At 56.0% G+C, this 17,259-nt stretch carries 29 protein-coding genes; all 29 read right to left on the bottom strand.

The genetic code is table 11. The features are described 5' to 3' along the window. Positions 1-27: 27 nt before the first annotated feature. Positions 28-1,338 carry a replication-associated recombination protein A gene (locus TH5_RS23390; RefSeq protein ID WP_114123891.1) on the bottom strand — a complete coding sequence of 437 codons (1,311 nt, stop codon included), beginning with the start codon at positions 1,336-1,338 and terminating at the stop codon, positions 28-30. Positions 1,339-1,378: 40 nt separating this feature from the next. Beyond that, positions 1,379-2,818, bottom strand: a complete 1,440-nt coding sequence (locus TH5_RS23385; protein ID WP_114123890.1) for a DegQ family serine endoprotease — start codon at positions 2,816-2,818, stop codon at positions 1,379-1,381. A gap of 210 nt (positions 2,819-3,028) precedes the next feature. Beyond that, positions 3,029-3,460, bottom strand: coding sequence for a 50S ribosomal protein L17 (rplQ, locus tag TH5_RS23380; protein ID WP_007091482.1), 432 nt, complete (start codon positions 3,458-3,460; stop codon positions 3,029-3,031). Between the two features lie 196 nt (positions 3,461-3,656). After that, positions 3,657-4,673 (bottom strand): DNA-directed RNA polymerase subunit alpha, encoded by a 1,017-nt coding sequence (locus TH5_RS23375; RefSeq protein ID WP_007091483.1) that lies wholly within the window; start codon positions 4,671-4,673, stop codon positions 3,657-3,659. A gap of 121 nt (positions 4,674-4,794) precedes the next feature. Next, positions 4,795-5,187, bottom strand: coding sequence for a 30S ribosomal protein S11 (gene rpsK / locus TH5_RS23370; protein ID WP_062952341.1), 393 nt, complete (start codon positions 5,185-5,187; stop codon positions 4,795-4,797). 15 nt (positions 5,188-5,202) lie between these two features. Next, positions 5,203-5,571, bottom strand: coding sequence for a 30S ribosomal protein S13 (rpsM, locus tag TH5_RS23365; RefSeq protein WP_007091485.1), 369 nt, complete (start codon positions 5,569-5,571; stop codon positions 5,203-5,205). 120 nt (positions 5,572-5,691) lie between these two features. Beyond that, complete coding sequence (locus TH5_RS23360; protein ID WP_037990968.1) at positions 5,692-6,336, bottom strand: adenylate kinase; 645 nt, start codon at positions 6,334-6,336, stop codon at positions 5,692-5,694. Positions 6,337-6,369: 33 nt separating this feature from the next. Next, positions 6,370-7,716 carry a preprotein translocase subunit SecY gene (secY, locus tag TH5_RS23355; protein ID WP_114123889.1) on the bottom strand — a complete coding sequence of 449 codons (1,347 nt, stop codon included), beginning with the start codon at positions 7,714-7,716 and terminating at the stop codon, positions 6,370-6,372. An 81-nt stretch (positions 7,717-7,797) separates the two neighbouring features. After that, positions 7,798-8,283 carry a 50S ribosomal protein L15 gene (gene rplO, locus TH5_RS23350; RefSeq protein ID WP_037990970.1) on the bottom strand — a complete coding sequence of 162 codons (486 nt, stop codon included), beginning with the start codon at positions 8,281-8,283 and terminating at the stop codon, positions 7,798-7,800. Between the two features lie 30 nt (positions 8,284-8,313). Then, on the bottom strand, positions 8,314-8,508 hold the full coding sequence (gene rpmD, locus TH5_RS23345; protein ID WP_007091489.1) for a 50S ribosomal protein L30: 195 nt from the start codon (positions 8,506-8,508) through the stop codon (positions 8,314-8,316). A 6-nt stretch (positions 8,509-8,514) separates the two neighbouring features. Further along, a complete protein-coding gene (gene rpsE / locus TH5_RS23340) occupies positions 8,515-9,096 on the bottom strand; it encodes a 30S ribosomal protein S5 (protein ID WP_007091490.1) in 582 nt (193 codons plus the stop codon). Positions 9,097-9,107: 11 nt separating this feature from the next. Continuing rightward, positions 9,108-9,461, bottom strand: coding sequence for a 50S ribosomal protein L18 (rplR, locus tag TH5_RS23335; RefSeq protein WP_007091491.1), 354 nt, complete (start codon positions 9,459-9,461; stop codon positions 9,108-9,110). A gap of 11 nt (positions 9,462-9,472) precedes the next feature. Then, positions 9,473-10,006, bottom strand: a complete 534-nt coding sequence (gene rplF / locus TH5_RS23330) for a 50S ribosomal protein L6 (protein ID WP_114123888.1) — start codon at positions 10,004-10,006, stop codon at positions 9,473-9,475. Between the two features lie 12 nt (positions 10,007-10,018). Continuing rightward, the gene (gene rpsH / locus TH5_RS23325; RefSeq protein ID WP_062952336.1) at positions 10,019-10,417 is read right to left on the bottom strand and encodes a 30S ribosomal protein S8; all 399 of its coding nucleotides are present in this window, start codon (positions 10,415-10,417) and stop codon (positions 10,019-10,021) included. Between the two features lie 12 nt (positions 10,418-10,429). Further along, a complete protein-coding gene (gene rpsN / locus TH5_RS23320; RefSeq protein ID WP_114123887.1) occupies positions 10,430-10,735 on the bottom strand; it encodes a 30S ribosomal protein S14 in 306 nt (101 codons plus the stop codon). 14 nt (positions 10,736-10,749) lie between these two features. Further along, a complete protein-coding gene (rplE, locus tag TH5_RS23315; RefSeq protein ID WP_007091495.1) occupies positions 10,750-11,289 on the bottom strand; it encodes a 50S ribosomal protein L5 in 540 nt (179 codons plus the stop codon). Between the two features lie 11 nt (positions 11,290-11,300). Beyond that, positions 11,301-11,618: a 50S ribosomal protein L24 gene (gene rplX / locus TH5_RS23310; RefSeq protein WP_007091496.1), complete on the bottom strand. Its 318-nt coding sequence runs from the start codon at positions 11,616-11,618 to the stop codon at positions 11,301-11,303. Further along, the gene (rplN, locus tag TH5_RS23305; RefSeq protein ID WP_007091497.1) at positions 11,618-11,986 is read right to left on the bottom strand and encodes a 50S ribosomal protein L14; all 369 of its coding nucleotides are present in this window, start codon (positions 11,984-11,986) and stop codon (positions 11,618-11,620) included. Before rplN ends, rplX begins: the two co-directional genes overlap by 1 nt. A gap of 34 nt (positions 11,987-12,020) precedes the next feature. Beyond that, a complete protein-coding gene (gene rpsQ / locus TH5_RS23300) occupies positions 12,021-12,254 on the bottom strand; it encodes a 30S ribosomal protein S17 (protein WP_007091498.1) in 234 nt (77 codons plus the stop codon). A 26-nt stretch (positions 12,255-12,280) separates the two neighbouring features. Further along, entirely contained in the window at positions 12,281-12,481 is a 201-nt protein-coding gene (gene rpmC, locus TH5_RS23295) for a 50S ribosomal protein L29 (protein ID WP_007091499.1), read from the bottom strand. Between the two features lie 6 nt (positions 12,482-12,487). After that, entirely contained in the window at positions 12,488-12,907 is a 420-nt protein-coding gene (gene rplP, locus TH5_RS23290; protein WP_007091500.1) for a 50S ribosomal protein L16, read from the bottom strand. Positions 12,908-12,919: 12 nt separating this feature from the next. After that, positions 12,920-13,606 carry a 30S ribosomal protein S3 gene (gene rpsC, locus TH5_RS23285; RefSeq protein WP_007091501.1) on the bottom strand — a complete coding sequence of 229 codons (687 nt, stop codon included), beginning with the start codon at positions 13,604-13,606 and terminating at the stop codon, positions 12,920-12,922. Next, positions 13,606-13,986, bottom strand: coding sequence for a 50S ribosomal protein L22 (gene rplV / locus TH5_RS23280; RefSeq protein WP_007091502.1), 381 nt, complete (start codon positions 13,984-13,986; stop codon positions 13,606-13,608). Before rplV ends, rpsC begins: the two co-directional genes overlap by 1 nt. Before the next feature lie 2 nt (positions 13,987-13,988). Then, positions 13,989-14,267, bottom strand: a complete 279-nt coding sequence (gene rpsS, locus TH5_RS23275; protein WP_007091503.1) for a 30S ribosomal protein S19 — start codon at positions 14,265-14,267, stop codon at positions 13,989-13,991. 16 nt (positions 14,268-14,283) lie between these two features. Further along, complete coding sequence (rplB, locus tag TH5_RS23270) at positions 14,284-15,111, bottom strand: 50S ribosomal protein L2 (protein ID WP_007091504.1); 828 nt, start codon at positions 15,109-15,111, stop codon at positions 14,284-14,286. Between the two features lie 3 nt (positions 15,112-15,114). Next, positions 15,115-15,417 (bottom strand): 50S ribosomal protein L23, encoded by a 303-nt coding sequence (locus tag TH5_RS23265; protein WP_007091505.1) that lies wholly within the window; start codon positions 15,415-15,417, stop codon positions 15,115-15,117. Beyond that, positions 15,414-16,034 (bottom strand): 50S ribosomal protein L4, encoded by a 621-nt coding sequence (rplD, locus tag TH5_RS23260; protein ID WP_114123886.1) that lies wholly within the window; start codon positions 16,032-16,034, stop codon positions 15,414-15,416. The genes TH5_RS23265 and rplD overlap by 4 nt, the downstream gene beginning before the upstream one ends. A gap of 5 nt (positions 16,035-16,039) precedes the next feature. Next, on the bottom strand, positions 16,040-16,759 hold the full coding sequence (rplC, locus tag TH5_RS23255; RefSeq protein ID WP_062952329.1) for a 50S ribosomal protein L3: 720 nt from the start codon (positions 16,757-16,759) through the stop codon (positions 16,040-16,042). Between the two features lie 16 nt (positions 16,760-16,775). Next, complete coding sequence (gene rpsJ / locus TH5_RS23250) at positions 16,776-17,084, bottom strand: 30S ribosomal protein S10 (RefSeq protein WP_007091508.1); 309 nt, start codon at positions 17,082-17,084, stop codon at positions 16,776-16,778. Positions 17,085-17,259: the final 175 nt, after the last annotated feature.

The following is a 17,259-nucleotide window of genomic DNA, read 5'->3' as shown; positions in this document are numbered from 1 at the left end:
ACCAAAAGAGAACAACACACCTGCCGGTTAGTCTTCACCGCGCTGCTTTTGACGTTCCCGGCGTAACTTGTCGAAATATTCGACCCGCTTTTTCAAATCACGTTCAAAACCGCGTTCAACCGGTTCGTAAAAATTCTGGCGGCGCATGCCATCGGGAAAATAATTCTGGCCGGAAAAACCATCTTCCTGATCATGGTCATAGGCATAGCCGGTGCCATAGCCGATATCCTTCATCAGCTTGGTCGGCGCATTTAGGATATGGGCAGGCGGCATCAGCGACCCGGTATCGCGCGCGACCTTCAATGACCGTTTATAGGCGGCATAACCGGCATTCGATTTGGGTGCCAGCGCCAGATAGATCACCGCCTGCGCCAATGCCAGTTCGCCTTCCGGGCTTCCGAGGCGCTCATACGCCTCCCACGCACCCACGCAAATCTGCTGGGCCTGCGGATCGGCAAGGCCGATATCCTCGACCGCCATGCGGGTGATGCGGCGCGCAACGAATTTCGGATCCTCGCCCCCGGCCAGCATCCGGTTAAACCAGTATAGGGCCGCATCCGGGTCCGAACCGCGCACCGATTTATGCAGGGCACTGATCAGGTTGTAATGACTGTCATCCCCCTTGTCATAAAGCGGCATGCGCTTTTGCACGGTGCGCGACAGTTCGGCAACACCAAGTGGGCCATCGTCACTTGGCGGCAGCAGAAACAGTTCTTCTGCAAGGTTCAGAAGATAACGCCCGTCACCATCGGCCATGGCGCGCAGTGTTACCCGTGCCTCGGGCGACAGGGGAAGTTCAAACCCCATTTCCTTTTCCGCCCGCACCAGAAGCTCTTCAAGGCCCTGATCATCCAACCGTTTAAGCACCAGCACCTGACAGCGCGACAGTAATGCCGCGTTCAGCTCGAACGACGGGTTTTCGGTCGTCGCCCCGATCAGGGTGATGGTGCCGTCTTCGACAAACGGCAGGAAACTGTCCTGCTGTGCCTTGTTAAAACGGTGGATTTCGTCGATGAATAACAGGGTCGAGGCACCGGTTGCCCGCCGCCCCTTTGCCCGGTCAAACACCTTGCGCAGGTCGGCAACCCCGGAAAAGATCGCCGATAGCGGTTCAAACGCCATATCGGCAACATCCGCCATCAGGCGGGCCAGGGTTGTTTTGCCACAACCGGGAGGCCCCCAAAGAATGACCGATGGCACCCGCCCGGTATTGATCATCCGCGTAATCGGCCCGTCATCCCCAAACAGGTGCCCCTGCCCGACGACCTCATCCAGCTTTGCCGGACGCAGCCTGTCGGCCAAGGGCCGGGATGCCTGACTTTCAAACAGTGATGCCATGTGGGGCCTTTGATCCTTGGTAAGCGTTGCGGCGCGCCGGTTACAGGGTGAAATCGGCGGTCAGAACCTTGCCATCGCGTTTGACAGCAATGGACCAGTCGCGACCGCGTTCACCGGCTTTGACAACTTCCTTCAGGCGGGCGACCGAGTCAATCGGCACACCATTGACCTCGACGATATAATCACCGGGCTGAATGCGGGCCCGGCGCGCAAGGCTATCGCGTTGCACGGCAAGGACGATCACACCGTTGCTCAGCGTATCGATACCGATTTCATCGGCAAGTGCCGGGTTCACATTGGCGATTTTCGATCCGCTGAACGGATTGCGACCCTCGACCTCGGTTTCATCACGCGCCGGCAGTTCGGGCGCGACTTCAAGCGGCATCCGAAGCATCACTTCCTGCCCCTTGCGCAGCACGGAAAGTTCCGCATTGTGATCAAGTTCCAGCGTCGCGATACGGAATTTAAGCTCGTTCGGGTTATCGACCGGCAAACCATTCACCGCAATCACCACGTCACCGGGCAGAAGCCCGCCACGATTGGCAGGGCTGCCCTGGCGTACTTCGTTGATCAGAACACCGTGCGGGCGATCCAGATCAAGCGACGATGCCAGATCGGCGGTCACCGACTGCCCGGCTGCCCCCAGCCACGGGCGACGCAAATCGCCACTGATCAGGCCGCGCATCACCACCTTGACCATATTGACCGGAACAGCAAAGCCAATGCCATTCGACCCGCCCGATTTGGTAAAGATCGCCGAATTCACCCCGATCAGCTTGCCATCAATATCGACAAGCGCCCCGCCGGAATTCCCTGGGTTGATTGCGGCATCGGTCTGGATAAAGGATTGATAATCCTGCCCCGTGACACCGGCGCGCGCCAGTGCGGAAACAATGCCGCTGGTGACGGTCTGTCCGACCCCGAATGGGTTCCCGATGGCAAGAACCAGATCACCGACTTCAACCGCGTCGGAGTCGCCAAGGGTGATCGCCGGCAATTCATCCTTCACATCGCGCAAACGCAAAACCGCCAGATCGGTGCGTTCGTCCGAACCAACCAGTTCGGCATCGAATTCGCGATTATCATGCAGAACGACGCGAATTTCGCTGGCCCCTTCGATCACGTGATGGTTGGTAACGATTGTCCCATCGGATGATACAATCACCCCGGAACCAAGCGACCGCTCGACCCGCTGCCGCGGCGCGCCAAACGCCCCGCCGAACCGTTCGCCAAAGAACTGGCGAAAGAACGGATCGTTGAAAAACGGGCTGCGCTGCTGGGTGGTGACGACCTTTTTGGTATAGATGTTCACCACGGCCGGGGCGGTTTGCTTCACCAGCGGCGACAGTGACATCTTTATTTCGGTCTGGCTTTCGGGCAGGCGCCGATCCTGTGCCGATGCCAACCCAATCTGGCCAAACATGACCCCCGATACAATCATGATCCCGGTCATGACGGTCGCAATCAATCGTGCCTGCACGTCGAACTCTCTCTTTTTTCTTCGTAAAGCTGTCAGGGCGGAAAACAGTCTTGTGGATACCGCACAGAAATTAGGGTGATCAGGGTTTGCGCGCAACCTTGGCGGAAATATGATGAATTTCGAAATATTTCCCAATGCGCGAGAATGCCAAAAGAAAACGGGCGGCACCATTGGCACCGCCCGTTTCTATCTTAAAGGCCGAAACGTTGCTTATTCAGCAGACGCTTCTTCGCCTTCGCCCTCTGCTTCAAGGCGAGCACGGTCTTCCGCGCCTTTTGCTTCCGGGTTGCGATCAACAAGCTCGATCACAGCAACCGGAGCAGCATCGCCATAACGGAAGCCAGCCTTGAGAACACGGGTGTAACCACCCGAACGCTCTTTGTAGCGATCAGCAATTTCGCCGAACAGCTTGGCAACGACTTTCTCGTCACGCAGGATCGAAATGGCCTGACGGCGTGCATGCAGGTCGCCCCGCTTGCCCAGCGTAATCAGTTTTTCGACATACGGGCGAAGATCCTTGGCCTTCGGAAGAGTGGTTTTGATCTGCTCGTGGGTGAGCAGCGAAACCGCCATGTTAGAGAACATCGCCTTACGATGGGACGACGTACGATTAAGCTTACGGCCTTGCATACCGTGACGCATAGGAACTCTCCTTATTGCCTTGGCTTCGCTCACGAAACCGATTGTGATACCGCGCCGCCACCCTGATTAAATCAGGTCATGCACGTGCGGTTTTGGGCACCAGCCCGCCAGAAATTCCGAAAACCGGGTTTCTGGTTGGGGCAGAACGCCTGCCCCGGCAGTCAAAAGTACCGACCCGAAGGCCGAAGATCCGTTCTTAGAACGGGTCTTCGAACTTACGAGCGAGTTCTTCGATGTTTTCCGGCGGCCAGCCGCCGACTTCCATACCAAGATGCAGACCCATCTGAGCCAGGACATCCTTGATTTCGTTCAGCGATTTACGGCCGAAGTTCGGCGTACGAAGCATTTCTGCTTCGGTTTTCTGAACCAGATCACCGATATAGATGATGTTGTCGTTCTTGAGGCAGTTTGCCGAACGGACCGAGAGCTCGAGCTCGTCGACCTTGCGCAGCAGATTGCGGTTGAACGGTAGTTCGTCTTCTTTCTTCTCTTCGACAACCGCTTCCGGCTCGTCGAAGTTGACGAACAGCGACAGCTGGTCCTGAAGGATACGGGCAGCAAGTGCCATTGCATCTTCCGGGGTGACCGAGCCGTTGGTTTCAACGGTCAGCGACAGCTTGTCATAATCGGTATCCTGACCAACACGGGTGTTTTCCACCTTGTAGGCCACTTTACGGATCGGGCTGAAGATTGCATCGATCGGAATAAGACCGATCGGCGCATCCGATGAACGATGCGAGGTCGCAGCAACATAGCCTTTACCGTTATCAACGGTGAATTCGATGTTCAGCGTCGCACCATCATCAAGATGGCACAGCTCGAGATCCGGGTTAAGGATTTCGATATCGGCACCGGTTTCGATCTGACCCGCGGTGACAGCACCCGGACCGGTCGCTTTAAGCGCCATTTTCTTCGGACCTTCGGCATGCATGCGCACACCCATGGTCTTGATATTCAGGATGATGTCGGTGACATCTTCACGCACGCCCGGGATCGACGAAAATTCGTGCAATACACCGTCAATCTGGATCGCAGTAACCGCCGAACCCTGGAGCGACGACAGCAGAATGCGACGCAGCGCGTTACCCAGAGTCTGACCAAAACCGCGCTCCAGCGGTTCCGCCACGATCGTACCGATGCGGCTGGCATCCGTACCCGGAGTAACATCAAGCTTGGTCGGCTTAATCAGTTCCTGCCAGTTCTTTTGAATCACGAGACCCACCTTCGCAACTGGAGCCTATGGTAAAGGGGGGCACAAAATTGGCCCCCGCGAGAAACGCGAAGAGGCCCGGTCGCCCGGGCCCAAACGCGGGGTCGTCCGCAGATCGGCGCGATTAGACGCGACGACGTTTACGCGGACGGCAACCGTTGTGCGGAATCGGCGTTACGTCTTTGATCGACGTAATGGTGAAACCAACCGCCTGCAGCGCACGAAGAGCAGATTCACGTCCCGAACCCGGGCCTTTAACCTGAACTTCAAGAGTTTTCATGCCGTGTTCAGCAGCTTTTTTACCTGCGTCTTCGGCAGCAATCTGTGCAGCATACGGGGTCGATTTACGCGAACCGCGGAAACCCATACCACCAGCGGTCGACCAGGAAATGGTATTCCCCTGAACGTCGGTGATGGTGATCATGGTGTTGTTGAAGGTCGCGTTTACGTGCGCGATACCGTTCGTAATGTTCTTCCGCTCGCGGCGACGCACGCGAGTCTGAGGAGCTTTTGCCATTGTCTGTCCCCTACCTTACTTCTTCTTGCCAGCGATCGGCTTAGCCGGGCCCTTGCGGGTGCGGGCGTTGGTGTGGGTACGCTGACCGCGTACCGGGAGACCGCGACGATGACGCAGACCGCGGTAGCAGCCCAAATCCATCAGACGTTTAATGTTCATTGCGGTTTCACGACGAAGGTCGCCTTCGACGGTGTAATCAGCGTCGATGACTTCACGCACCTTGAGAACCTGGTCATCAGAGAGCTGATGAACGCGGGTTGCTGCTTCGATGCCAACCTTTGCGCAAATTTCTTTAGCTTTCGCCGGGCCAATGCCGGTGATGTAGGTAAGCGCAATCACGACACGCTTAGCGGTCGGGATGTTTACGCCAGCAATACGAGCCACTGTGTGAGACTCCTGTTTCCTGTTAACAAACCCTGCGGCAGATCCGGTAGGACGGGGCGCTGCAAAAGCGGGCCAGCAATACTGCCAACCCGCCAGCAAAAAAATGCCCTGCCCGGGAAATTACCCCAGGATGGCTTCTATCTCGCGCGTAACTTCGTCGATTTCGGCCATCCCGTCAACTGTTTTCAGCTTACCGGCATTCTCATAGTAGGGAATGATCGGTGCTGTCTGCTTGTGATAAGCTTCCAGTCGCGATGTGACCGTCTCGGCATTGTCATCCGCACGGCGTTTGAATTCGGTGCTGCCACATACGTCGCACACACCGTCCTGCTTGGGTTTCTGGAACTCGTCATGGTATCCCTGCCCGCATTTCGCGCAGGTGTAGCGACCAACGATACGTGCCACAAGGGCGGCATCATCAACCCGCAACTCGATCACATAATCAAGTGCCAGTCCCTTGGTTTCCAGCATCACATCCAGGGCATGTGCCTGGGCTGTGGTACGCGGAAAACCATCCAGAATGAAACCGTTCTTGGTATCGTCCTGGTCAAGTCGTTCGGAAATCAGACCGATCATCAGATCGTCGGAGACGAGCTTGCCCGCATCCATGACTTCCTTTGCCTTCTGCCCCAGCTCGGTACCGGCAGCGACCGCTGCGCGCAGCATGTCACCGGTCGAAAGCTGAATCATGCCGCGTCCGGTTTCAAGACGCTTTGCCTGGGTCCCTTTGCCAGCACCCGGAGGGCCAAGAAGGATAATGTTCATTGTCGTCCCCCTGACGGTCTTGGTGGCGCCGCCTTAGCGACGGCGTCCACGCAATTTGGATTTCTTGATCAGGCCTTCATACTGGTGAGCCAGCATATGCGACTGGATCTGTGCTACGGTATCCATGGTTACCGTGACAACGATCAGCAAGCTAGTCCCACCAAAGTAGAACGGCACCGACCATTCGGCGATCAGAAGTTCCGGCAGGATACAGACGAATGCCAGATAAGCCGCACCGATGACCGTCAGACGGGTCAGGATGAAATCCAGATAGTTGGCGGTATTCTTGCCCGGACGGATGCCCGGAATGAAGCCACCATGTTTTTTCAGGTTGTCTGCCGTATCTTCCGGGTTGAAAACAACCGCCGTATAGAAGAAGGCAAAGAAGACGATAAGCGCGATATACAGACCGATATAAAGCGGCTGGCCACGGCCAAGTAGCGCTGTCACGGTGCTGAGCCACACCGGCGCATCCGCACCGGCAGTGAACTGTGCAACCGACAGCGGCATCAGCAGAAGCGAGCTTGCAAAGATCGGCGGAATAACGCCGGCCGTGTTGATCTTGAGCGGCAGATGCGAGCTCTGACCTTCCATGACCTTCATGCCGACCTGGCGTTTGGGGTACTGGATCAGAACACGGCGCTGCGCACGTTCCACGAACACGATGAAGGCAATCACGGCAATCGCCAGCACGATGATCGCAACGATCACCAGTGCCGAAATCGCGCCGGTACGGCCGAGTTCAAGGGTGCCCGCAATCGCGGCCGGAAGGCCCGCAACAATACCGGTAAAGATGATAAGCGAAATGCCGTTACCGATACCGCGCTGGGTGATCTGTTCGCCCAGCCACATCAGGAACATGGTGCCGCCAACAAGCGTCACAACCGCGGTAAAGCGGAAGAACATGCCCGGATCATGAACCGCAGAGCCGGTTGAACCGCTCATGCTTTCAAGACCGACGGCAATGCCCCACGCCTGGATCGTGGCGATCAGAACGGTCAGATAACGGGTATATTGATTAATCTTTTTACGCCCCTGCTCGCCCTCTTTTTTCATAGCCTCAAGGCTTGGCGAAACAGTGGTCATCAGCTGAATGATGATCGAGGCAGAGATATAAGGCATGATGTTCAGCGCGAAGATGGTCATACGCCCAAGCGCACCACCAGCAAACATGTCAAACATGCCCAGGACGCCACCAGCATTCTGCTGGAAAATATCAGCAAGAATGGACGGGTCAACGCCGGGAATAGGAATATAGGTTCCCAGACGGTAAACTATAAGCGCGCCCAAAGTGAACCAGATACGCTTTTTAAGCTCGGTTGCCTTAGAAAAAGACGACCAGTTCAGGTTCGCGGCAAGCTGCTCGGCGGCCGATGCCATGCACTCATCTCCCAATACGCTAAAACTGGAGGGTCCGGTCCCGTAATCTTGGGAACCGGACCCTCACGTAGTCATAGAGGCTTATTCTGCAGTTTCTGCTGCGGCAACCGGAGCAAGAACCTTGACCGAGCCACCAGCTTTCTCGACGGCTTCGATAGCCGACTTGGAAGCACCGGTGATTTCGATATTCAGTTTCGCTTTCAGTTCGCCTTTGGCGAGCAGACGCAGACCGTCTTTCTGCGGACGGGCCAGGCCTTTTTCGACCAGAACGTCGATGGTGACATTTGCACCTTCTTCAAGAACACCGTTATCAACGGCGGTCTGAAGGGTACCAAGGTTCACAACACCGAACAGTTTCCGGAACGGATTTTTAAAGCCGCGCTTCGGAAGACGACGGTAGATTGGCATCTGCCCGCCTTCGAAGCCATTGATCGCTACACCGGAACGGGAAGTCTGACCCTTCTGACCTGCGCCAGAAGTTTTGCCTTTGCCCGAACCGATACCGCGACCGACGCGGGTGCGCGCCTTGCGGGCACCCGGGTTATCGGCAAGTTCGTTGAGTTTCATTAATCAACACCTTTTCGATCTGGGGGCCAATCAGGCCTCGTCCACGCGGACGAGGTGCTTGACCTTGGCGATCATACCGCGAACAGCCGGAGTATCTTCCAGCTCACGAGTCCGGTGCAGTTTGTTCAGGCCAAGACCCACAAGGGTCTGGCGCTGATCAGCCGGACGTCCGATCGGCGAACCCGTCTGGGTAACGCGTACGGTCGCTTTTTTCTTAGCAGCCATATCGAATTACTCCTTTTCGAGAACGGCGGCCGCAGCCGAACCGCTATCGCGACGGGCAACGATCTCGCCAACCTTCAGGCCGCGTTTTGCAGCGACCTGACGCGGTGAAGCGCCGTTGACCAGAGCGTCAAGAGTTGCACGGATAACGTTGTGCGGGTTGTTCGAACCGGTGCATTTGGACACGACGTCCTGAACACCCATGGTTTCGAAAACTGCGCGCATCGCACCGCCAGCAATGATACCGGTACCAGCCGGAGCAGAACGGAGAATAACCCGACCTGCACCAAAGTGGCCCTGCACATCGTGGTGAAGGGTACGGCCTTCACGCAACGGAACGCGGATCATGTTGCGCTTGGCTGCTTCGGTAGCCTTGCGGATCGCTTCCGGAACTTCACGGGCTTTGCCCGTGCCGTATCCGACGCGACCGCGCTGGTCACCGACGACAACCATTGCGGAGAAAGCAAAGCGACGACCGCCCTTAACGACTTTCGCGACGCGGTTGATACCAACCAGCTTGTCGACGAGTTCGTTTTCTTCACGGGCTTTCGGCGCCTGCTGCTGCTGTTGTGTATTCTGATTACGTGCCATGGTCGTGCTCCTTAGAAGTCCAGACCGCCCTCACGGGCGGCATCGGCCAGAGCTTTCACCCGGCCATGGAACAAATACCCGCCACGATCGAATACGACCGTTTTCACACCAGCGGCAACGGCACGTTCGGCAATAGCTTTACCGACCAGCACAGCTGCTTCGGCATTGCTGCCTTTGCCACCGAGATCTTTCTCGGCCGACGAAGCGCAGACAAGGGTCTTGCCTGCCAGATCGTCGATAATCTGTGCATAGATATGCGCGTTGGAACGGTGCACGCTGAGGCGCGGGCGACCGGCCGCTTTCTGGCGGATCGCAAAACGAACGCGGCGTTTGCGGCGCTCGAAGAGGTTTCTCGCGTTTTTCATCGTGCCAGTCCTTACTTCTTCTTGCCTTCTTTGCGCAAGATATACTCGCCTTCGTAACGGACACCTTTGCCTTTGTAAGGCTCCGGACCGCGCCAGCCGCGTGCATTTGCAGCGAACTGACCAACGAGCTGTTTATCTGCGCCAGAGATGGCGATAAGGGTCGGCTTTTCTGCGACGACGTTAAGACCCGCGGGGATCTCCATTTCCACGTCATGAGAGAAGCCAAGCTGCAGAACCAGTTTATTGCCCTGGACCTGCGCACGGTAACCAACACCGGTGATTTCCAGTTTCTTGGTGAAGCCGTCCGAAACCCCGGTTACGAGGTTTGCGATATTGGCGCGGGTGGTACCCCAAAGGGCACGTGCACGCTTCGTATCGTTGGCCGGTTTCACGGTGATCTGGTTGTCATCCTGTGAAACGGTTACGTCCGAGGTCAGCGGCAGACGAAGCTCACCGAGCTTGCCTTTTGCACTGATCTGTTCTTCGGTCAGGGTGATGGTAACGCCGTTAGGCACGACCACCGGGTTTTTTCCTACTCGCGACATCGTTGGCCCTCCTTAGAATACCTTGCAGAGGATTTCGCCGCCGACATTCTGCTCGCGAGCCTCCTGATCCGACAGAACCCCTTTCGGAGTGGACAGGACTGCGATGCCCAGGCCGTTGTAAACTTTCGGAAGATCTTTGATCTTCGAATAAACACGACGACCCGGGGTCGAGACGCGGTCGATCTGCTTAATCACGCCTTCGCCCTCAAAATATTTGAGTTCGATGTTGATTTCGCTGACGCCCTTGCGAATTTCATTAATGCTGTAACCGCGGATATAACCTTCGCGCTGGAGAACATCCAGCACACCGGTACGCAGTTTTGAAGCCGGCGAAGCAACGCTGGATTTACCAACGCGCTGACCGTTGCGGATACGCGTGAGCATATCGCCTACGGGATCAGTCATCGACATGTGATGTCCTCCTTACCAGCTCGACTTCACCATGCCCGGGATCTGACCACGCGAAGCAAGTTCACGAAGGGCGATACGGGACAGGCGGAATTTGCGATAGACACCGCGCGGACGACCGGAAACCTGGCAGCGGATACGCTGACGGATACGGGCCGAGTTACGCGGCAGCTGGGCGAGTTTGATCACAGCCGCGATACGTTCCTCAGGGGACGTCTCGCGATTGTTAATGACCGCTTTAAGGGCGGCACGCTTGGCAGCATGCTGCTTAGCCAGGCGCTCACGTTTAAGTTCGCGCTGAACGGCGCTTTTCTTGGCCATGGGCCAACCTCCAGTTAGTTTCCGAACGGAAGATCAAAGCCCTTGAGAAGGGCGAGAGCTTCGGCGTCGGACTTTGCCGTGGTGCAAATGATGATGTCCATCCCGCGGACCGAGTCGACTTTGTCGTACTCGACTTCAGGAAAGACGAACTGTTCCTTGAGGCCCATGGCAAAGTTGCCACGACCATCGAAGGATTTTTTGTTCAGGCCGCGGAAGTCACGAACGCGCGGAAGCGCGACCGAAACCAGACGGTCCAGGAACTCGTACATACGGTCGCGACGCAGGGTCACTTTACAACCGATATTCATGCCTTCACGAAGCTTGAAAGCCGCTACCGACTTTTTCGCTTTGGTGAAGATAGGCTTCTGACCGGTGATGGCAGCGAGATCGGCCGCCGCACCTTCCAGCTTTTTGCGATCCTGGGTGGCGTCGCCGACACCCATATTGATCACGATCTTCTCGAGGCGCGGAACCTCCATGGAGTTCTCGTAGGAGAACTCCTTCTGGAGTGCGTCACGCACCACTTCTTTGTAATGTTCGCGCAGGCGCGTCATTTTTCCGTCCCTCAGTTGTCGATGACTTCGCCGCTGAGCTTCGCTACGCGAACCTTGCGACCATCATCGAGGGTCTTGAAACCGACGCGGGTCGGCTTGTTTTCTTTCGGGTCGACAATCGCCACGTTGGAAACGTTGATTTTCGCTTCCTTCTCGACGATGCCGCCAGCATCAGCACCGGTCGGACGCTGGTGACGTTTCACCAGGTTGATGCCCGAAACCAGAACTTTGTTCTCGGTCGGGAAAGCGGCGATAACTTCGCCGGTTTTCCCTTTGTCTTTACCCGTAAGAACAATGACGCGATCACCCTTTTTAATCTTGGCAGCCATTACAGCACCTCCGGGGCAAGCGAAATGATCTTCATGTAACCACGCGAACGAAGTTCACGGGTCACCGGGCCGAAAATACGCGTACCGATAGGCTCACCGTTCGCATTGATAAGAACGGCAGCATTACGGTCAAAGCGGATCGCCGAACCATCGGAACGACGAATTTCCTTTGCGGTCCGAACGATGACAGCTTTGTGAACTGCACCCTTCTTAACACGACCGCGCGGAATGGCTTCCTTGACGGAAACCACGATAACATCACCGACATTAGCGGTTTTGCGCTTCGAGCCGCCCAGCACCTTGATGCACTGAACACGGCGAGCGCCGCTATTATCGGCAACGTCCAGATTGGACTGCATCTGGATCATGGGTTTACCCCTTGACTATGGTTGGGCTGAGGACTCACTCCTCGACCACTACTTCCCAAGACTTCAATTTCGAGATCGGCCGGCATTCGCGAATACGAACGACGTCACCCGTCTTGAAGCGGTTCTCTTCATCATGCGCGTGGAATTTCTTCGACTTGCGCACATACTTTTTATACAGCGGGTGCATGACCTGGCGTTCCACACGGACCACCACGGTCTTGTCGTTTTTTGTCGAAACGACTGTCCCCTGCAATACACGCCTCGGCATGTGTCTTAACTCCTATGCGTGTCCAGTTAGGCCGCAGTAGCACCCTTCTCGTTTCCGAGAAGGGTTTTGATGCGGGCGATATCACGGCGGACCTTACGGACCTGCGCAGTGTTCTCGAACTGACCGGAAGCCTGCTGGAAACGCATATTGAACGATTCCTTACGCAGGTCGAGCAGCATCTGTTTTAGTTCATCAGCGCTTTTCGCGCGGAGATCAGCAATTTTCATCACTAATTACTCCCCTTCACCAAGACGCGTGACAAACTTGGTCTTGATCGGCAATTTTGCCGCTGCGAGCTCGAAAGCCCGACGTGCAAGATCCAGCGGAACACCGTCAAGTTCAAACATAATCCGGCCCGGTTTAACGCGTGCCGCCCAATATTCGACCGAGCCTTTGCCTTTACCCTGACGGACTTCAGCAGGCTTTTGCGAAACCGGGAGATCCGGGAAAACACGGATCCACACACGGCCCTGACGGCGCATGTGGCGGGTGATCGCGCGGCGGGCCGCTTCGATCTGACGCGCCGTTATACGCTCCGGCTCCAAGGCTTTCAAGCCATAAGCGCCGAAATTAAGTTCCGTACCACCTTTGGCCTCACCTTTAAGGCGGCCTTTGTGTGCTTTACGGAACTTTGTACGTTTTGGAGAAAGCATCTCTCTATCTCCTTACTTACGACCTGAACCAGCCGACTCGAGCGCTTTACGCTCGGAAGCCAACGGATCGTGAGCCATGATTTCGCCCTTGAAGATCCAGACCTTCAGACCGCAAACACCATAGGTGGTGTGAGCTTCCGAAGTGCCGTAATCAACGTCCGCACGCAGGGTATGCAGCGGAACGCGACCTTCACGGTACCATTCGGTACGAGCGATTTCAGCACCACCAAGACGACCAGCAGCATTAATACGAATGCCACCAGCACCGAGACGGATTGCGTTCTGAACCGAGCGCTTCATAGCGCGACGGAACGAAACACGGCGCTCAAGCTGCTGGGCGATGTTGTCAGCGACCAGCTTGGCATCGATTTCCGGTTTACGGATTTCGATGATGTTAACCTGCACTTCCGACTTGGTCAGTTTCTGCAGATCGTTCTTGAGCTTCTCGATGTCCTGGCCTTTTTTCCCGATCACAACACCCGGACGGGCAGAGTGGATCGAGATACGGGCTTTTTTCGCCGGACGTTCGATAATCACCTTCGATACACCCGCCTGTTTCAGACGGTCGAAGATGTATTTACGGATCGCCAGGTCTTCATGAAGAAGGCCAGCGAAATCGGCCTTGTTGGCGTACCAGCGGGAATCCCACGTACGGTTGATGCCAACGCGCAGACCGATCGGATTTACTTTCTGACCCATTACTCGGCCTCCTCACGTTCGCAGACGACGATGCGCATGTTGGAGAACGGCTTGATGATCTTGCCGACGCGACCGCGTGCGCGGGCCCGCCAACGTTTCATCACGAATGCCTTACCAACAGTCGCCTCTTTGATAAAGAGACGGTCAACATCGAGCTGGTGGTTGTTCTCGGCATTAGCGATTGCCGATTCCAGCAGCTTTTTGACGTCCTGCGAAATGCGTTTGTTGGAGAAGGTGAGCTCTGCCAAAGCAGCCTCTGCCTTCATACCACGGATCGACTCGGCGACGAGGTTGAGCTTACGCGGGGAAATGCGTACTGCCCGGAGCGAAGCCGCAGCCTCGTTGTCCGCCAGCCGACGGATGTCAGCTTTTTTACCCATCGTTACTTCCTCTTCGCCTTCTTGTCGGCCGCGTGACCATAGTAGGTACGGGTCGGCGAAAACTCGCCGAACTTATGACCGATCATATCTTCGTTCACAAGTACCGGCAGAAACTTCTGGCCATTGTAAACCCCAAAGGTGAGGCCTACGAATTGCGGCAAAATCGTCGAGCGCCGCGACCAGGTCTTAATTACCTCATTCCGGCCTGAAGCACGGACTGTTTCGGCTTTCTTAAGAAGGTATCCGTCTACAAACGGACCCTTCCAAACGGAACGCGCCATAGTCTAGCCTCCTCCGTTAGCTCTTATGACGACGGCGCATGATGAGCGCGTCAGTCTTTTTGTTCGAGCGGGTACGTTTGCCCTTGGTAGGCTTGCCCCACGGCGTAACCGGGTGACGACCACCCGAAGTGCGACCTTCACCACCACCATGCGGGTGATCGATCGGGTTCATGGCAACACCACGAACCGAAGGACGCTTGCCAAGCCAGCGATTGCGGCCTGCTTTACCAAGGTTTGTGTTCTGCTGGTCCTGGTTGGACACGGCACCGATGGTAGCCATGCATTCACCACGAACCAAACGTACCTCACCGGAGGACAGCTTAAGCTGGGCGTAACCCTGGTCCTTGCCGACAAGCTGCACATAGGTGCCTGCCGAACGTGCGATCTGACCACCTTTACCGGCTTTCAGTTCGACGTTATGGACGATGGTACCGACCGGAATATTCTTCAGCGGTGCGGCATTACCCGGCTTAATGTCTACGCGTTCGGCTGCAACAATGTTGTCGCCGACAGCAAGACGCTGCGGTGCGAGGATGTAGGCCAACTCGTCATCGGAATAACGAACCAGGGCGATGAACGCCGTGCGGTTCGGATCATATTCCAGACGTTCGACCGTACCAACGACATCAAACTTGGTACGTTTGAAGTCGATAATGCGGTAACGACGCTTGTGACCACCACCAATACGGCGGGCGGTGATACGACCAGAGTTGTTACGGCCACCTTTCTTGCGAAGACCTTCGGTCAACGCTTTGATCGGCTTGCCCTTGTGGAGATCGGAACGATCGACAAGAACCAGCTGACGGCGACCAGGAGAGGTTGGTTTAAACTTCTTCAAAGCCATGTCTTAGATTCCCGTCGTCACGTCGATGGACTGACCCTCTTCGAGGGTAACCATCGCTTTCTTGAAATCGCTCCGGCGACCGACAGTACCGCGAAAACGCTTGGTCTTGCCTTTTACCACAGAGGTATTGACCGCCTTGACCTTCACCCCGAACAGACCTTCCACAGCAGCCTTGATCTCCGGCTTGGTGGCGTCGATCGCAACTTTGAACGCAACTGCGTTGTGTTCAGAAATCAGCGTCGACTTTTCAGTGATATGCGGGGCGCGGATGACTTCGTACATCCGCTCTTTGCTGATGATCGTCATTTGAGACGTGCCTCCAACGCTTCGACCGCACCCTTGGTCAGCACCAGGGTGTCACGGCGCAGGATGTCATAGACGTTAGCACCAATCTCAGGCAGCACATCGATCTGCGGGATGTTGCGCGCAGCGCGTGCAAAGCCCTCATTGATCTGCGCACCGTCAATGATCAGTGCAGATTTCCAGCCGAGCTTAGCGAAAGCAGCGACCAGATTCTTGGTTTTGGCGTCCGAGAATTCCGCGGAGTCCAGAACGATAAGCTTACCGTCCTTTGCTTTGGCCGACAGAGCGGTTTTCAGCGCGAGCTTACGGAATTTCTTGGTCAGATCGTGCGAATGATCGCGAACACGCGGACCATGCGCTACACCACCACCACGGAACTGTACGGCTTTACGGGAACCGTGACGTGCACCGCCACTACCCTTCTGACGTACGAACTTTTTCGTGGTCGCAGAGATCTCGCTCTTTTCCTTGACCTTATGGGTCCCGGCGCGGCGTTTTGCCAGCTGCCAGTTCACCATGCGGTGAAGGATGTCACGACGAACGTCCAGACCAAAGATCTCTTCTGCGAGATCGATGTTACCTGCCTTGGACGCGTCAAGTTTAAGAATATCGTGCTTCATGATGCTTATTCCTTATCCTCGGCGGCAGCTTCTTCAGCAGCCGGGGCAGCAGCACCCTTCAGCGCGGCCGGGAACGGCAGACCTTCCGGTGCAGCACGTTTCACAGCATCCTTAACAAGGACATACGCACCAGCATGACCCGGAACAGCACCGTGAACCAGAACAAGACCCTTGTCAGCGTCGGTAGAGACGATTTTCAGGGACTGAACGGTAACGCGAGCCGCACCCATGTGACCAGCCATCTTCTTACCTTTGAAGACGCGGCCCGGATCCTGGCACTGACCGGTGGAACCATGCGAACGGTGCGATACAGACACACCGTGCGACGCACGCAGACCACCGAAGTTATGGCGCTTCATCGCACCGGCAAAACCTTTACCGATGGAGGTGCCGATAACGTCAACGAACTGGCCTTCGACAAAGTGGGCAGCCGAAAGTTCGGCACCAACTTCGATCAGCGCATCTTCGCTAACGCGGAATTCAGCAAGTTTCGCTTTCGGCTCAACCTTGGCTTTTGCGAAGTGACCGCGCATCGGCTTCGATACGTTTTTCACTTTTGCTTTGCCATAGCCAAGCTGAACAGCAACGTAACCGTCGGTGTCGCTGGTACGATTAGCAACGACCTGAAGGTTATCGACTTTCAGAACGGTGACAGGAAGGTGCACGCCTTCGTCCGTGAAGACGCGAGTCATGCCAACCTTCTGGGTAATAAGTCCACTACGCATTGCGGCTTACTCCCGATTAAAGTTTGATCTCGACGTCGACGCCTGCAGCCAGGTCGAGCTTCATCAGAGCATCAACGGTCTGGGGAGTCGGGTCGACAATGTCGAGAAGACGCTTATGCGTACGGATTTCGAACTGTTCACGCGATTTCTTATCGATGTGCGGAGACCGCAGAACAGTGTATTTCTCAATGCGGGTCGGCAGCGGAATCGGGCCGCGGACCTCTGCGCCAGTGCGCTTCGCCGTATTGACGATCTCGCGCGTGGACTGATCCAGCACGCGATGGTCAAACGCCTTCAGGCGAATGCGAATGTTCTGACTATCCATGTAATTATGTACCGGAGCCCTCAAAAGGACACCGGCCCCTCAACTGGAGTTGACGATTGCCGCAAAAGTGTTGCGGGCGGCTTACATAGCCGCCCGCTTCACAAAGATCAAGAGAAAATTACTCGATGATCTTGGCAACAACGCCCGCGCCGACGGTACGACCGCCTTCACGGAT

The sequence above is a fragment of the Thalassospira xianhensis MCCC 1A02616 genome (assembly GCF_003326475.1).
Classification (GTDB): Bacteria; Pseudomonadota; Alphaproteobacteria; order Rhodospirillales; family Thalassospiraceae; genus Thalassospira; species Thalassospira xianhensis.
This window is presented reverse-complemented; position numbering and strand designations above follow the sequence as displayed.